Raw genomic sequence first — 15,137 nt, 5'->3', positions numbered from 1 at the left:
ACCGTCCCGCCGCCGCACATCGGCCACACTTACCCGGGCTCCTGTGATGACCACCGCCGACCGGAATCTCCAGGCGCGCAGCAGCGATCGCGTCTATCAGGCGGCCGGCAACCAGTACATCATCGACCGGATGCCACGCGCGGACGCCGGCTCGGCCGGCAACACGCTGCCGCGCGACACCGCCGCCTTCACCGGTCGCGAGCGCGAACTGCGCGGCCTCGTCGAGAGCGTCCGGCAGCACGCCGAGTGCGGCCGGACGATTCCGGTGTACACGATCGACGGCATGCCCGGCGTCGGCAAGACCGCACTGGCTGTCCATGCTGGACACTGCCTCGCGGACCAGTTCCCCGACGGGCAGTTCTTCCTCGACCTGCACGGGTACACCGCGGGGCGCCGCGACCGCCCGCCCGCCGGCGCGCTCTTCGACCTGTTGCTGGCGACCGGCGCCAGGCCGTCCCAGATCCCGACGGACCTCGACGCCCGCACAGCCTTGTGGCGCAAGCGAATGGCGGGACGGAAGGCTCTCCTCGTTCTCGACAACGCCGCCGGACGGTCGCAGGTCCAGCCCCTGCTGCCGGGCGCGGGCAGTTGCCTGGTGATCGTCACCAGCCGGCGCCGGCTCCTCGGCCTCGGCGCCAGCCAGTCGGCAGTACCGCTGGCGCTGGAAACGCTGCCGCCGCAAGACGCGGTCGCGCTCTTCGCGGCGACGGCCGGGCGCGATCGTGATCTCGAGGAAGCCGAAGCCGTCGCCGAGCTGGTCCGGCTGGCCGGATACCTGCCGCTGGCCATCTGCCTGCTCGCGGCCCGCATCCGTCCGGAGCCGGGATGGCTGGTCGGCGACCTGGTGGCCGACCTGGCCCGCGCGACCCGCCGCCTGGACCACCTGCGCGCCGAGGATGTCGCCGTCGGCGCGGCGTTCGACCTGTCGTACCGCCGGCTGCCGCCCGCCCGAAGGCGCTTCTTCCGCCGGCTCGGCCTGCACCCGGGCATCGACCTGGATCAGGACGCCGCCGCGGCGCTCGGCGGCACCGCGCCCGACGACGCGCGGCGGCACCTGGAGGCGCTGTACCGCGACCGGCTCGTCGACCAACCGGTGTACGGCCGGTACCGCCTGCACGACCTCATCGGCCAGTACGCGCAGGCCTTATCCGATCAGGCGGGCGCCGAGCGGGAGGCGGCCCTCGACCGGCTGGCCGCGCACTACCAGCGGGCCGCACAGGCCGCGGATCAGCGCCTCGCCCGCGGCAGCGACTGCCCGCCACCCGCCCGCCAGCAGGCGCTGCAGTGGATGCGCGTCGAGTCCGCGAACGTCTTCGCCTGCGCCGCCGCGCTGCCGATCTCCGCCGGGCACCGGTTGACCGCACTGGCCGCGGCGATGGCCGGGTACCTGCGCGCCGCCGGGCCCTGGGATCGGGCGACCGCGCTCCATCAGGCCGCGGCGCTGGCCGCCGAGCGGGTCGAGGACCGGGGTGCCCAGGCGCGCGCGCTGCTCGACCTGGGCGAGGTGTACCGGCTGACCGGGCGGTACCTCTCCGCCGAGCACGCGCTGCTGCAGGCCCTCGATCTGTTCGAGCGCGCCGGCGACGGGCTCGGCGTCGCCGGCACGCTGACCCAGCTGGCGCACGTCCAGCGGCGCACCGGTGACCAGCGGGGAGCGGCGGATCGGCTCACCGAGGCGGTCGCCGGCTACGAGAAGCTGGGAAACCTGCGCGGCCAGGCCGACGCGCTGGACGAGCTGGGCGTGGTTCGTTACCAGATCGGCGACCACCGCGCCGCGCTCGACGCGATGCGGCAGGCGCTCGCGATCCACCGCGACCTGGACGACCGGTCCGGCGAGGCGACCGCCCTCTGCCAGTTCGGCGCCTTCCAGTTGCTCACCGGCGAGTACCCGCCGGCGATCGACGCGTTCGAACGGGCGCTGGCCGTCCACCGGGAGCTGGGTGACCGGCACGGTCAGGGGTGCGCGCTCAACTACCTCGGGATCGCGCACTGCCACGCGGGCGGGTACGCCGCCGCCACCGCCGTGCTGACCGAGGCCCTGACCCTCCACTGTGAACTCGGCTACCGGCCCGGTCAGGCCAACGCCCTCAACTACCTCGGCGTCGTCGCGTGCCGCACCGGCGACCTGCCGGCGGCCGAGCGTTCGCTGACCGGTGCGCTCGCGCTGTACCGGGACCTCGGCAGCCGCCCGGGCCAGGCCGACGCGCTCAACCAGCTGGGTGTGGTCAGCCGGTTGGCCGGTGACCACGGTGCCGCGCAACGCCGGCACGAGGAGGCTCTGGCGCTCTTCCGCGGCGCCGGCGATCACCTGGGCCAGGCCGAGGCCCTGTCGAATCTCGGCGACCTGCTCCTCGCCAAAGACGACCCGGAAGCGGCGCTCGACCGGTACCGGCGTGCCCTGCCGCTCGGCCGCCGAGCGGGCAACCCGCGCGCGGAAGCGAATGCGCGGGAAGGGCTGGGCCGGTGCGCCGCGATCCTGGGCGACCACGGCAAGGCCGCCGACCAGTTCCGGCGCGCCCGTGCGATCTGGCTGCGCGTCGGCGCGCCGCACGCCGTACGGGCTCTCGACGAACTGTCGGAGGGTCTGGGCAGAATGGCGGCATGACGACCTTGGGCGCGGTGTTCCTCCCCTACCTCCCGCCGGAGCGGTTGCGCTCAGTGGCGCGTGCCGCCGACGAAGCCGGTCTCGACGAGCTGTGGCTGTGGGAAGACTGCTTCTGGGAGAGCGGCATCGCCACCGCCTCGGCCGCCCTCGCCTGGACCGAGCGGCTGCGCGTCGGCGTGGGCCTGCTGCCGGTGCCGCTGCGCAACGTCGCGCTCACCGCCATGGAGGCCGCCACGCTGCACCGGCTCTTTCCGGGGCGCGTCGACATCGCCGTCGGCCACGGCGTGCAGGACTGGATGGCGCAGGTGGGCGCGCGCGTCGAGTCGCCCATGACGCTGCTGCGGGAGTACACCATCGCGCTGCGCGCGCTGCTGCGCGGCGAGCGGGTGTCGACCCAGGGCCGCTACGTGCGGCTCGACGGGGTCGAGCTGCAATGGCCGCCGGACCAGTCACCCACCGTCTACATGGGCGCGGTGGGACCGCGCACGCTGAGGCTCGCGGGCGAGACCGCCGACGGCACCATCCTGACCGGGGGCACGACAGCTGATGCGGTACGCCGTGCGCGTGCCCTGATCGACGATGGCCGGACGGGCGACACACCGCATCGCGTGGTGGTCTACCTGCACGCCGCGACCGGCCCGGATGCCGCCGAGCGCATGGCCGCTGAGCGCCGCCGCTGGAAGTACCCGGACGACGCCGACGTGACGGTGACCGGCGACGCGGAGGCCGTGGCCGGCGCGGTCCGCCGCTGGGCCGACGCGGGCGCCGATTCGGTGATCCTCCAGCCCACCAGCGACGACCCCGATCCCGAGGGCTTCGTGCGCTTCGCCGCCGAGGAGGTCCGCCCCCTGGTCTAGCCTTTCAGGCCGGGTTGGTTGGGCGTGGCGTTGAGGCGCTCGACCGCTGTCGCCAGCGCCGCCACGATCCCGCCCAGCTTGTCGCGGTTGCCGCGCCGGATCGTCACGCACACCTCCATGCGCAGTGACCGGCCCTCGTGCCTGATCGGCACCCACTTGAACCGGTCCGCGTGGCGGCCGCCGAACTCCATGCCCTCCTTGAACGCGAGAGCGACGTCAGACGGTACGACCACCACGCGGCGGTCGCCGCGGCGCCGGCTGTACTCGTTGCGCAGCCGCATCACGCTGGTGCCGACCTCGTACGTCTCGCCGGCGACCCGCACCTCGGGGCCCGGATCGTCGATCCCCCATTTCGCGATGCTGTCTTCGAGCAGCCGGCGGGATCGCATATCGCCGGGTGGAACAAGCATCCGGTACTTCGTCACCAGGTCGGCCAGCGGCATTTCCTCGCCCGGGAAGTCGCGGTCGACCATGGCCTCCAATTGCCAGTGGTAGAGCGTCGTGGAGTCATACGTCTTCGTATCGGTGACGCGGGGTCCAATGATCAATTGGTAGACGTTCTCCCGAAGCCGGGTAACCGCGTGACGGTGAAACTCACCCTCGCCGCGATGATTCTGCTGGAGGTACTCCACGACGATCTTTTCGGTGCTTTGTGGCGTCGCGTCGAAAAGGATGTTCTCGGCGAGGGCGACGAAATGCGTATGGTGCGGCATGCACGCCAGCGTCGGCAACTTCCGGCCCGTGCCCTCGCCACGCATCACCTGGTACTGGGTGACCACCGCGCGAGCCGCTTCCAGAAACTCCTGGCCACGGTCGGTCGGATAGAGCTTGCGGTCGGCGTGGCGCTCCAGCAGCGTCTCGCCGACCCACGACTCGATCTTCTTGAGGATCTTCTCGACCGACTGGCGCTCGTACCGCCCGCCCCGCAGGGCTTTCAGGCGCTGGGCAGCCGCCTCCGCACCGTGCGTCTCCGCTACCGCGATGAACACCCGGCATTCCCACTCGTCCGGTGCGCGGAAATCGTTGGACACGTGTTCAACCTTGGAGTAGTCGACGTACTACGGAAAGTTGCCTGCCATGAATCCGACGGTTACCCATCGATCCGGAAGTTACTCACTGGTTCCTTCATACCGCAACGACTCATCGACACTCCGTAATGAGTCGGTATTGCCCGCAGTAAATTGGTAATGTGACGTACGTCACGTCAAATTTACCGTCAAAACTGGACAAGGTTCGCCGCCATCCGTTTCCAAACGACCGTAGGTGCCGATGCGATCTACCCACAGCATTCGCAGCGCACTCAGCAGTTGCCCGAGGTCCAATTACGTACTGTGACGGCAGAGCGGGACACGTACTAAGAATGACGCGGCCGGTTTCCAGGATCACGGGGTCGCCTCGAACCTGACGCACACGGCGTGCGTCGTTCTCGCTGTGGGGATCGGTCGCGCAGTCAGAAATCTGAGTCGGGAGGCGAGAAGCGGTGACGGACGTCCATCTGCAGGCCGCGATAGCCGAGGTGCACGCCGCCCGGCTGTCGCTGCAGGGTGCGCTCATCGCGCTCGACCAGGCACGCGAGGCGGGCGAGCGGCTCGCCGGCAGCACCTTGCGGGTCCTCGACGCCGAGATCCGCGGCGCCACCGAGGAGGCGGCGCTCATCACCGCCCGGCTGGCCGACGAGATCGCCTGTACTGTGCTGCCATGTCCGCCGCCACGGAGGCCCTCGACAAGGCCGCAATCGCGTACCGCGTGATCGACCACGGACCTGTCCGCAGCGTCGCCGAGGCCGCGACCGCCCGCGGCGTCGATGTGATCGACGTTGTCAAGACCATCGTCGTGCGCCGTGGCGACGGCGACTTCCTCTTCGTCCTCGTCCCCGGCGACCGGGTCATCTCATGGCCGAAGCTGCGCACGCTGCTCGGCGTCAGCCGGCTGTCCATGCCCGACGCCGCGAGCGCCAAGGAGGCCACCGGGTACGAGCGCGGCACGATCACCCCGTTCGGCTCGATGACGGCCTGGCCGGTGGTGGCCGACGAGCGCCTGCGCGGCCGCACCATCACCTTGGGCAGCGGCGCGCACGGCGTCGCCATCGCGGTCGACGCGGACGCGGCGGCGGAGGCGCTCGACGCCACCTACGCCGACGTCACCGACCCCGAGCCGTGATCACGGAGGCCACGTCTGTGCGCGAGGAGACGCCCAGCTTGCGGAGGATGTTCGACACGTGCACGGCGGCGGTCTTCGGCGAGATGTAGAGCCGCCGGGCCAGCTCCGCGTTGGTCAGCCCCTCGCTGATCAGCACCGCCACCTCGCGCTCCCTCGGGGTCAGCGCGCCCGGCCCGGTCACCGCGTCAGGGGCGTCCACCGGGGCGAGGCCGAGCTGGGCCCGCACCTGGTCGAGCTGGGCCACCCGCCAGCCGCCCCACCCCGCCAGCAGCGGCTCGGCGGCCGCCACCTGCGCGGCCGCCTCCTCCCGGCGGTCGGCCGCCAGCAGGCAGCGGGCCGCCCCGACGCGCACCGTGCCCTGGATCGCCGGCCACAGCACCGGCGCGTCGATGATGGACAGGTACCCCTCCAAGGCTGGAGCGTGCCGGCCGTACGCCTCGGCGACCTGCGCGTCCACCAGCGTCCGGAACGCGTCCCACACCGTCTCGCCGAGCAGCGCCTCGGCCAGCTCGGAAAGGCGCGCCGGCGGCAGCCCCAACGCCAGGGCGGCGGAGACCAGGTCGTGCGCCGTCGAGCCGCTGCGCCAGTCCTGCTTCGCCATCTCGGCCAGGTAGGCGTCCAGCGCTGCATCGGCGCGGGCCGCCTGGCCGCGACGGGCGGCGAGGTGGAACACCAACCCGGGTATTGACTGCGCCGGCAGGTTGGGCACCGCCTCCAGGTCGGCCACGAGCTGCTCGACCTTGTCAAGATCGCCGGCCTCCAGGGACAGCCCGGCGAGGAAGACGGCGTGCGGGTCCGCCCAGCGGCCGTGCCGCAGGTACCCGCGGTCCTGCTCGCGCCCGTCTTCCAGCGCGTCGATCGCCGCACGCAGGTCGCCCGCGCGCATCGCCAGCCGGGCACGCCCCTGGAAGTACGCGGCGACGGCCAGGGACTCGAAGCCGGCGCGCTCGGCGTCGACACGCATGCGCTCCAGCCGCTCGGCGAGCACCTCCGGGGAGTCTTCCGGCTCCTCCTGGAGCAGGTTGTTGAGCGCTCGCGCGGCCAGTACCCAGTCGCCGCGCTTCTCCGCCTCGTCGACGAGCCCGGCGAGGATCGCACGCCCCTCGGCGGCGGTCTGCGGCCGCTCGGCGAGCGCCGACCCCTTCTCCACCAGCGCCGCGAGCCGCACGTCCGGCAGATCGAACTCGTCCGCGAGCGCCACGGCGCGGTCCGTCCAGTCGAGCGTGGCCTCGAACTCGTCGCGCAGCATCGTCGACTGGGCGATCGCGGTCATCGCGCGCGCCTGGGCGCCGCCGCGCGGCAGCTCCTCGATGAGCGCCTCGATCTCGTGCGTGAGCTCGGTCATGCGGGCGAACTCGCGGGACTCCCACGCGAGGCGGACAAGCAGGTACAGCGACTCGGCCCGGTCGGTGGTCGAGGCGGCCGCGTCGTGCCAGCGGGTGCCGTACTTCAGCGCGTCGGCGAGGAGCCCGGCCAGCCAGGCGGCCCGAGCCGCGCCGGCGAGCAGCGTGGTGTCGTCGGGTGCCTCGTCGAGGCCCATCTCGGCGAGCTGCAGCGCCTGGTAGGCCGACCCGATCGACAGGTACAGCGCGGTGCCCCGGCGAGCGGCGGCGAGCATGTCGTCGTACCGGCCAGCGGCGCGGGCGTGGTGCGCGACCATGGCCGGGTCGGAGGCGCCGCCGGCGAGCAGCGCGTCCAGTGCCGCCTCGTGCAGGCGACGCCGCTGGCGGCCGAGCATCTGATCGGTGATCGCCTCGCGCACCAACGCGTGCCGGAACAGGAACTCGTCATCGCCGGACTCCACCAGCACACCCCGGGTGACCAGGTCGCGTAGTACCTGAATCAGCTCGTCCTCACCGGCACCGCTCACCGCGGCCAGCAGGTCGAAGGGCACGCGGTGCCCGAGTACCGCCGCGGCCTCGACGATGCGGTGGGTGATCGGGTCGAGGTCGTCGACCTGCCGGCGCAGCAGCTCGGCGAGGCTCCACGGCAAGGGCTGGTCGGCCAGCGTCTCCGGGTCGCCCTGCGGCAGGTCACGCAGCAGCTCTTCGAGAAAGAACGGGTTGCCGCCGGTGCGGTGGTGCAGCGCGGTCACGGCGCGCAGCGGGGCGGGCGCCCCGGTGGCGGCGGCCAGCATCGCGGCGGTCTGCGCGGGAGTGAGCCGGTCGAGGCGCACGTGGGCCACGGCGTGCCGGCGCTCCAGCCGGCCGAGCAGCCCCGCGACCGGGTGGCGGCGGGTCACCTCATCAGGCCGGTACGTGCCGATGAGCAGGCGCGGGCCGCGCTGGTCGGCGATCCGCTCGAACAGCGCCGCACTCTCCGAGTCGGCCCAGTGCAAATCCTCGAAAATAAGGACCGCCGGCGCGTCGCCGACCAGGTCGGCCACGATCGCGAGGCCCGCGTGCAGCCGCTCGACCGGGCTGCGGGCCGGGTCAGACAGCCCCGCGAGCCGCTCGTCGCCGACCTCGGGCCGCCCGTCGATCGCGTCCAGCAGCACCTCGTACGGCCGGGACAGCGAGCCGGGCTCGGCATGGCCGACCAGGACGACGGTCTCCTCGGGGAGCGTGTCGAGCAATTCTTGTACCAGCCGGGTCTTGCCGATGCCGGGCTCACCAGCGACGACGGCAACGGCCGGCTCACGCGATGCCGCGAGCTGCACCAAACGGCGCAGCTCGCGGTCGCGTCCGATCATCACCGGGCTGGCACCACCGCGCGAGGGTCGCACGAGGCCAGGGTACCGGCGGGTGCGCCACGCACCGGCTCCTTGTGCGCCCGCCGCTGGCGGCGGACGCGCAGCGCGAAGGCCAGCAGGCGGCCCCGCTCCGCTTCTTCGATCAGTTCGTGCTGCCGGTCGTGTGCCATCGCGAGCATCAGATCCGGGTGAACCATCATCACTACTGTCTCCTTGTTTGCTTACCGCTGATGGATCAATACTCGGCCGGCAAGCGTGCGGAGACATCGGACGCCGTTACCTATCTTGAGCGCCCCCACCCTGCCAGGAGGCCCTAGGTATACCTAGCCCCTACCTAGATGGACGTTAGTAAGGGAGACAGGGCGGGGTTGTCGATGTTGGCGGCTAGTAGGCGGGCGGCGTTCAGGGCCGCTCCGTCGCCCAGCCGGTACCGGTGAACATGGGCGCGCACGACCAGCTCGCGCAGGTCACAGCGGGCCGCCAGCGACCACAGCGCGTCGACCAGCCGGCGAGCACGGTCGTGGTCGCCACGGGCCAGGGCCGCTGCCGCCGCGGCGTCCAGTACGTGACCGTGCACCCATTGGTACCGGTCCGGCACGCGGTTGCAGCGCTGTGCCGCCTCGTCCAGCCACGCGCCAGCGCTCGCCGGGTCGCCCCGTCCGGCGTGTAGGAGCGCTAGGCCGCGGCCGGCCATCCCCTCCCAGCACGGGTCGCCCAACTGGCAGGCCAGCGCCCACGCCTGCTCCAACCCGTCGGCGGCGCCGTCGAGGTCGCCGCCGCGCAGGTCGAGCTCGGCGCGCAGCGTCTGGGGCCAGGGCAGGAATGCCATCCACCGCTGCTGATGTACCAACTCTAGCGAGCGTGCCAGCGCGGCCGCCGCCTGGCTGCGGTCGTCGCGCAGCAGGTGCGACCGTGCCAGTACGCCAGCCGACCATGCTTCCTGCCGCTGGTCACCGCAGCTCCGGGCCAGCTCTACCGACTCGCCGAGCTGGGCCAGCGCCACGGGATAGTTTGCCGCGTCGGAGGCGCTCATGCCGCGGATGGCCAGTACAGCGGCCAGTTCCGCGTCGGTCTCGGCCAGCTCTTGCGCTTGGGCCAGCCACGCGTCGGCGGTACCCCTGCGGCCAGCCTGGACCTCGACGAAGCCGAGCTCGCGGCGGGCGGTGACCGCGGTCGCGCGCTCGCCGGAGCGGGCGGCGACCTCGACCGCTTCCCGCAGCACGACGGCGCCTTCGTTGTCGCGGCCCCGCACCGCGTGCACGAGCGCCGACCCCAGCGCGGCCAGCGCCCGCGCCTGGAGTGCGGTGTCGCGGCAGCGCGCCGCCTCGGTGGCGGCCCGGCGCAGGCACTGGATGCCGGCGTCGGCGGCGCCGGCCACGATGGCCGCGCGTCCGGCTTCGAGCTGGCTGACCGCCGCCGCTCGTCCCCGCAACGGTGCGCCTGCCGCCGAGCCGACGCCGAGGCGGGCGGCGTCGCGGACCGCTGGCGACGGCTTCGCGCCCAGCTCGCGGCGGAACAGGTCCTCGCAGATCGCCACCTGCCGGAGCGCCGCGGCCTCGTCGCCGGCCGCCGCGAGGCAGCGCACGAGCAGCTCGTGGTTGCCCTCGTCGAGCGGCTGGCGGGCGACGGCGCGGGAGGCGTACCGGATGGCTGCTCCGGCCCGGCCGCCCGCGAGCAGCGCGACGGCCTCCTCGCGCAGCCGCGCTTCCACGGCCGCCGCGACCCGGTGGCGCGCCACCAGCAGCCACGACTCGAATTCCAGGCACGCCGGCAGGTGCACGCCGTCGAGCAGGTCACCCTCGGCGTCCGGCAGCGGCTCGCCGGCCAGCACGTCGACCTCGGCGCCGTCGAGCGCCGCCACCACCGGATCGCCGGCCAGCGCGCCCGGCACGCCCAGCGCCCGTCGCAGCTCGGCCAGCGTCCAGCGGAGCGCGCCGAGCGGGTCATCGGCGTCCGCGAACAGCAGCTCCGCGAGCTGCCGCCGGCTTGGGGCCGGTCCGACAGCACCGTGTACGCCAGCAGCGCCCACGCCTTGCGACCGCGCGGCGGACGGGTGGGCCGGCCATCGCGCTCGATGGCCGGCGCCCCCAGCAGGCGGATCGTGAGCATTCGCGCCCACCCCTCAGGTTCAGGCGCGGCGGACGCCGACCGCCTCAAGGTACTCCGACGGCGCGACCACGGTGCCGTCGTCGGCCCTGTTGTACTGCCGGGCCACCCCGGCGAGGTCGTCGGCGAACCGGTCGAGGTCGGCTTCGCTCAGCGTCCCCGAGAGCCGCGTGATCGGCCCGTAGAACCGCCGGAACCACTCCGAGAAGTGCTCGGGCGAGTGGTACCGGAACACGTAGTCGCGGCGGTGCAGCGCGGTCCACTCGACCCGGTCGCCGAACAGCTCGGTCAGGTGCTCCGGGGTACCCCACAGCGTCGGCGGGCGCACCCCTGCCGGCGGCGGCGCCCACCCGCTCACGGTCTTGAACATCTGCCCGACCATGCCGCCGGGCGTCCAGCAGGCCAGCCCGATCCGCCCGCCCGGCACCGTGACCCGGACCAGCTCGTCGGCGGCCTTCTGGTGGTCCGGCGCGAACATGACGCCGACCGTGCTCACCACCGCGTCGAACGACTCGTCGTCGAACGGCAGCTTCTCGGCGTCCCCCTCCTCGAACGTCACCGGCAGGTGCTCGGCCACGGCCCGCTCCCGCCCCTGCGCGAGCAGGTTGGCGGCGTAGTCGACGCCGGTCGCTTCGGCGAACCGCCGGGCCGCCGCGAGAGCCGCGTTGCCCTGGCCGCACGCCACGTCCAGTACCCGATCCCCCGCCCGGACGTCGATGGCCTCCACCAGCAGCTCAGCGATGATCTGCAAGGTGTTTCCGACCCGCGGGTAGTCGCCTGTCTCCCACCCTGCCCGCTGGTTGTTCTTGATCGTCTCGAAGTCGACGCTCATATGCCCCCTCCTCATGGAACGGGCTCAGCCAACCTCCCCACCGTGTGACGTGGCGTGTGACGGCGCGGCCGCCACCGTCACCCGTACGCCGTTGAACGCGGCGTTGCCGGACAGCCCGTCGAGGTACGCGTCGTCGGTGAGGTCGTTGACGCTCACGCCGGGCGTGCGACTGGCCACCGTGAGCCGTACGTCGGGGTGCCGGTGGCCCCAGCCGTGCGGCAGGCTCACCACGCCGGGCATGACGTCGTCGGTGGCGGCGACCTCGACCTCCACCTCGCCGACCCGCGACGTCACGCGCACCCGCTGCCCGTCGGCCAGCCCGCGAGCGGCCAGGTCGTCGGGGTGCATGAGCAGGTGGTGGCGGGCGCGGCCCTTCACGAGCCGGGGGTAATTGTGCATCCACGAGTTGTTGCTGCGCAGGTGCCGGCGGCCTATCAGGCGCAGCTCGCCGGGTGCGGGCGGTGCCAACAGCTCTTCGGTGGCCTCGCGCAGCGCCGCGACCAGCTCGGGCGGTGCCGCGTGCACCCGCTTGTCCTTGGTGCGCAGCCCACCGGGCAGGCTGGGCCGCAGCGGGCCGAGGTCCACACCGGACGGTCGGTGCCGCAGCGTGCGCAGCTTCACCTTGTACGGGCCGAGTCGCAGCAGGAGAGCGACGAGCTGGTGCGGTCGCGCCCGCATCTGGAGGCGCCGCGCGAGCGTCATCTTGGCGCCGATTCGCTTGCGGTACCGCCGCGCCAGCTCGGTGAAGATCTCCCAGTCGTCCTTCGAGCCGGGCGGCTTCGGCAGCACCGGCGGCGAGTACCGTGCCGTGTTGCGCACCGCGAACGTGTGGAAAATCAGGTCGTAGTGGTCGTGTTCGAGCGCGGTGGTGGGCGGCAGGATCACGTCGGCGTGCCGGGTGGTCTCGTTGACGTAGAAGTCCACCGACACCATGAAGTCGAGCTGCCCCAGGGCCCGGTCGAGCTGCGCACCGTTCGGTGTGGACAGTGCCGGGTTGCCGGCCACCGTGACGAGGGCCCGGATCTGGCCGTCGCCCGGGGTCAGCATCTCCTCGGCGAGCGCCGCCACGGGCAGTTCCCCGGCGAACTCGGGTAGCCCCCGCACCCGGCTGCGGAACTTGTCGTAGTGGCCCCGCCCGACGAGGCCGCGGCCGATCAGGTCGACGGCGGGCTTCGTAAACAGCGTGCCGCCGGGCTTGTCGAGGTTGCCGGTGGCCACGTTGAGAAGCTGGATCGCCCACTGGCACAGGGCGCCGAAGCGCTGTACCGACACACCGATCCGGCCGTAGCAGGCCGCACCGTCGGCGGCGGCGAACTCGGCGGCGATCCGTTCGATCGCCTCGGCGGGCACGCCGGTGACCTCCGCGGCGCGCTCGGGCGTGAACTCGGCGACCGCCTCGCGCACCTCGTCGAGCCCCTCGACGTACTCCTTGGCGCGGTCCTCCTTCAACACCAGGCGTACCAGCGCGAGCAGCAGCGCCGCGTCGGTGCCCGGCCGGATGAAGTGGTGCTCGTCGGCCAGCGTCGCCGTCTCGGTGCGCCGCGGGTCGAAGACGACGACCTTGCCGCCCCGTGCCTTCAGGTCGGCCAGCCGGCGCCGGACGTCCGGCACGGTCATGAGGCTGCCGTTGGAGGCCAGCGGGTTGGCGCCGAAGACGAGGAAGTAGTTGGTGCGGTCGATGTCGGGGATCGGCAGCAGCAGCTGGTGCCCGTACATCCAGTACGCGACGAGCTGGTGCGGCAACTGGTCGACCGAGGTGGCGGCGTACCGGTTGCGGGTGCGCAGCAGGCCGAGGAAGTGCCGGCCGTGCGTGAGGATGCCGTAGTTGTGCACGCTGGGGTTGCCCAGGTACACGGCGACCGCGTTGGTGCCGTGCCGCTCGCGTACTTCGACGAGCTTGTCGACCACCAGGTCATACGCCTCTTTCCAGGTGATCTCGCGCCAGCCGTCGGCCGTGCGGCGCACCGGGTGGCGCAGCCGGTCAGGGTCGCCCTGAAGGTCGGTGAGCGCGACCGCTTTGGGGCAGATGTGCCCGCGCGACAATGGATCGTCGGGGTCACCGGTGATCGACGTGATGTGCCCATCACGAATCTCGAAACGCAGCCCGCAAATGGCTTCACAGAGGTTGCAGGCGCCGTGGACGGTCCGGACCGCTCCCATCGCCCGATACTCCCCTACCGATCGGTAGAACGGAAGGGATGCCAGGGAGACGGTGAAGGGGCACACTGAGGGTATGTGGACCGCCGAGATCCGTCTCCCCGACGTGGTGCCGGTCCTGTCTCGGGGCAAGCACCGCAATCCGCGCAAGGGCGCCTGCTTCATGGAGCTGGCGTCGTTCCTGGCCGGCGAGCCGTGGAACGACCACCCGGCCTGCACGCACCCGCTGCTGGCCGGCCTCGCGCGGCTGGTCAACGACTACACGACCGATGCCGGCCGCCAGCGGCTGGCCACCCTGGTTCCGTCCGTGATCGGGCTGACCGGCGACGACCTGCACGTCGACGCCCGCATCGCGCAACGGGCCGCCACGACGGCACTGCCCGTCGTCGGCGCCGAACGGCAGAACGTGCTCGCCGTGTCGGTGCTGGCATGCGACCGCATCCTCGCCGAGCTCGACGGCCGCTCGCCCAGCCAGTTGGAGCAGACCACGCGCGACGCGCTGGCCCGGGCACCGCACGCCGCCCGCTGGGCCCGCCGCTTCGCCGAGGGCATAGCCATCTCCCCGGAGTCCTTCCGCCGCCGCAGCGCACCCATGACCGTCGAGTACGCGGTCGAGGGCATCGCGAAGGCGTGCGTGGACGACCCCGATCGCATGCTCCACACCCTGCTGGACGGGGCGATAGAGGACACCCGAGCCCTACTGACCCCCACTCCGGTGGACACCCGCGGTCTGGTCAAGGGGTAGGAGCGCGGAAGGTGCGGCGGTAGGCCGCCGGCGATACGCCTAGCGACGCCTGGAACTGGGCGCGCAGCGCGGCCGGCGTGCCGAAGCCTGCCCGCCGCGCGACCTGGTCCACGGGCAGGTCGGTCGTCTCCAGCAAGGTACGGGCGCGCTCGGTGCGGTGGCCCAGCAGCCAGCGCGCCGGGCTCACGCCGGTCTCCTCGCGAAACCGCCGGGTAAACGTGCGCACGCTCATCCGGGCGTGCCCCGCCATCGCGGCCAGCGTCAGCGGGTCGCCGAGCCGGTCCAGCGCCCACGCCCGCGTCGGCGCCGTGCCGGCCGCGCCGGCGACGGGCACCGGACGCTCGATGTACTGCGCCTGGCCGCCGTCGCGCCAGGGCGGCACCACGCAGCGCCGGGCCGCGCGGTTGGCGATCTCCGCGCCGTGGTCGGCGCGGATGATGTGCAGGCACAGGTCGAGGCCCGCGGCGACACCGGCCGAGGTCAGCACCTCGCCGTCGTCGACGAAGAGCACGTCGGGGTCCAGCTTGACGTTCGGGTACAGGTCGCGGAAGCGCTCCGCGTGGTACCAGTGAGTGGTCGCCGGGCGATCGTCGAGCAGGCCCGCCGCGGCCAGCGCGAACGCACCGGTACAGATGGACACGATGCGGGCGCTGCGGGCGTGAGCGGCACGGAGCGCCCGCGACACGGCCGGGTCGATCGTGCCGTCGGTCATCGGCGGGCCGCCGTGGATGCCGGGTACGACCACGGTCTGCGCCTCTTCGATGATCTCCAACCCGTGGTCGGGCAGCACCTGGAACCCGGCCACGCTGCGCACCGGCCCGCCGGTGGGCGTACACGTGCGGATCTTGTATCGCGGGGCGCCCGACGCGTCTCGCGCGGCGCCGAAGACCTGGGCCGGCGTGCCGAGGTCGAGCGCCACGACATGGTCGAGGGCCAGGACGGCGATCTGATGGCGGGCCATGGCCCAATTCTTGCGCATGATG

12 protein-coding genes are annotated in these 15,137 nt (G+C 72.6%); 5 read left to right on the top strand and 7 right to left on the bottom strand.

What is annotated here, in order from left to right; translation table 11 throughout:
• The first annotated feature begins 46 nt into the window (after positions 1–46).
• The gene (locus tag QMG73_RS14485; RefSeq protein ID WP_281895645.1) at positions 47–2,605 is read left to right on the top strand and encodes an ATP-binding protein; all 2,559 of its coding nucleotides are present in this window, start codon (positions 47–49) and stop codon (positions 2,603–2,605) included.
• On the top strand, positions 2,602–3,462 hold the full coding sequence (locus QMG73_RS14480; protein ID WP_281895644.1) for an LLM class flavin-dependent oxidoreductase: 861 nt from the start codon (positions 2,602–2,604) through the stop codon (positions 3,460–3,462). Before QMG73_RS14485 ends, QMG73_RS14480 begins: the two co-directional genes overlap by 4 nt.
• Here the strand turns inward: QMG73_RS14480 and QMG73_RS14475 are convergent.
• Positions 3,459–4,493, bottom strand: a complete 1,035-nt coding sequence (locus tag QMG73_RS14475; RefSeq protein ID WP_281895643.1) for a LysR family transcriptional regulator — start codon at positions 4,491–4,493, stop codon at positions 3,459–3,461. The two genes, QMG73_RS14480 and QMG73_RS14475, sit on opposite strands and share 4 nt — an antisense overlap.
• A gap of 449 nt (positions 4,494–4,942) precedes the next feature.
• Between QMG73_RS14475 and QMG73_RS14470 the strand changes: the two genes are divergently transcribed.
• Together QMG73_RS14470 and QMG73_RS14465 are read left to right on the top strand one after the other, a co-directional pair.
• Positions 4,943–5,212 (top strand): hypothetical protein, encoded by a 270-nt coding sequence (locus QMG73_RS14470; RefSeq protein WP_281895641.1) that lies wholly within the window; start codon positions 4,943–4,945, stop codon positions 5,210–5,212.
• Positions 5,161–5,622 (top strand): aminoacyl-tRNA deacylase, encoded by a 462-nt coding sequence (locus QMG73_RS14465; protein WP_281895640.1) that lies wholly within the window; start codon positions 5,161–5,163, stop codon positions 5,620–5,622. The genes QMG73_RS14470 and QMG73_RS14465 overlap by 52 nt, the downstream gene beginning before the upstream one ends.
• On the opposite strand, the gene QMG73_RS14460 is transcribed toward QMG73_RS14465, so the two are convergent.
• From QMG73_RS14460 to QMG73_RS14440, 5 genes are all read right to left on the bottom strand, one after another.
• Positions 5,603–8,347: an ATP-binding protein gene (locus QMG73_RS14460; RefSeq protein WP_281895638.1), complete on the bottom strand. Its 2,745-nt coding sequence runs from the start codon at positions 8,345–8,347 to the stop codon at positions 5,603–5,605. The two genes, QMG73_RS14465 and QMG73_RS14460, sit on opposite strands and share 20 nt — an antisense overlap.
• Positions 8,314–8,514, bottom strand: a complete 201-nt coding sequence (locus QMG73_RS14455; protein WP_281895772.1) for a hypothetical protein — start codon at positions 8,512–8,514, stop codon at positions 8,314–8,316. The genes QMG73_RS14460 and QMG73_RS14455 overlap by 34 nt, the downstream gene beginning before the upstream one ends.
• 134 nt (positions 8,515–8,648) lie before the next feature.
• On the bottom strand, positions 8,649–10,343 hold the full coding sequence (locus tag QMG73_RS14450; RefSeq protein WP_281895636.1) for an AfsR/SARP family transcriptional regulator: 1,695 nt from the start codon (positions 10,341–10,343) through the stop codon (positions 8,649–8,651).
• Between the two features lie 99 nt (positions 10,344–10,442).
• Complete coding sequence (locus tag QMG73_RS14445; protein ID WP_281895634.1) at positions 10,443–11,252, bottom strand: class I SAM-dependent methyltransferase; 810 nt, start codon at positions 11,250–11,252, stop codon at positions 10,443–10,445.
• 24 nt (positions 11,253–11,276) lie between these two features.
• The gene (locus QMG73_RS14440; RefSeq protein WP_281895631.1) at positions 11,277–13,412 is read right to left on the bottom strand and encodes a molybdopterin oxidoreductase family protein; all 2,136 of its coding nucleotides are present in this window, start codon (positions 13,410–13,412) and stop codon (positions 11,277–11,279) included.
• Between the two features lie 73 nt (positions 13,413–13,485).
• Between QMG73_RS14440 and QMG73_RS14435 the strand changes: the two genes are divergently transcribed.
• A complete protein-coding gene (locus tag QMG73_RS14435) occupies positions 13,486–14,154 on the top strand; it encodes a hypothetical protein (protein WP_281895630.1) in 669 nt (222 codons plus the stop codon).
• Here QMG73_RS14435 and QMG73_RS14430 read toward each other — a convergent pair.
• Positions 14,144–15,133, bottom strand: a complete 990-nt coding sequence (locus QMG73_RS14430) for a GlxA family transcriptional regulator (RefSeq protein ID WP_281895628.1) — start codon at positions 15,131–15,133, stop codon at positions 14,144–14,146. The two genes, QMG73_RS14435 and QMG73_RS14430, sit on opposite strands and share 11 nt — an antisense overlap.
• Positions 15,134–15,137: the final 4 nt, after the last annotated feature.

This window comes from Phytohabitans aurantiacus, from assembly GCF_027923225.1.
GTDB classification, from domain to species: Bacteria; Actinomycetota; Actinomycetes; order Mycobacteriales; family Micromonosporaceae; genus Phytohabitans; species Phytohabitans aurantiacus.
This window is presented reverse-complemented; position numbering and strand designations above follow the sequence as displayed.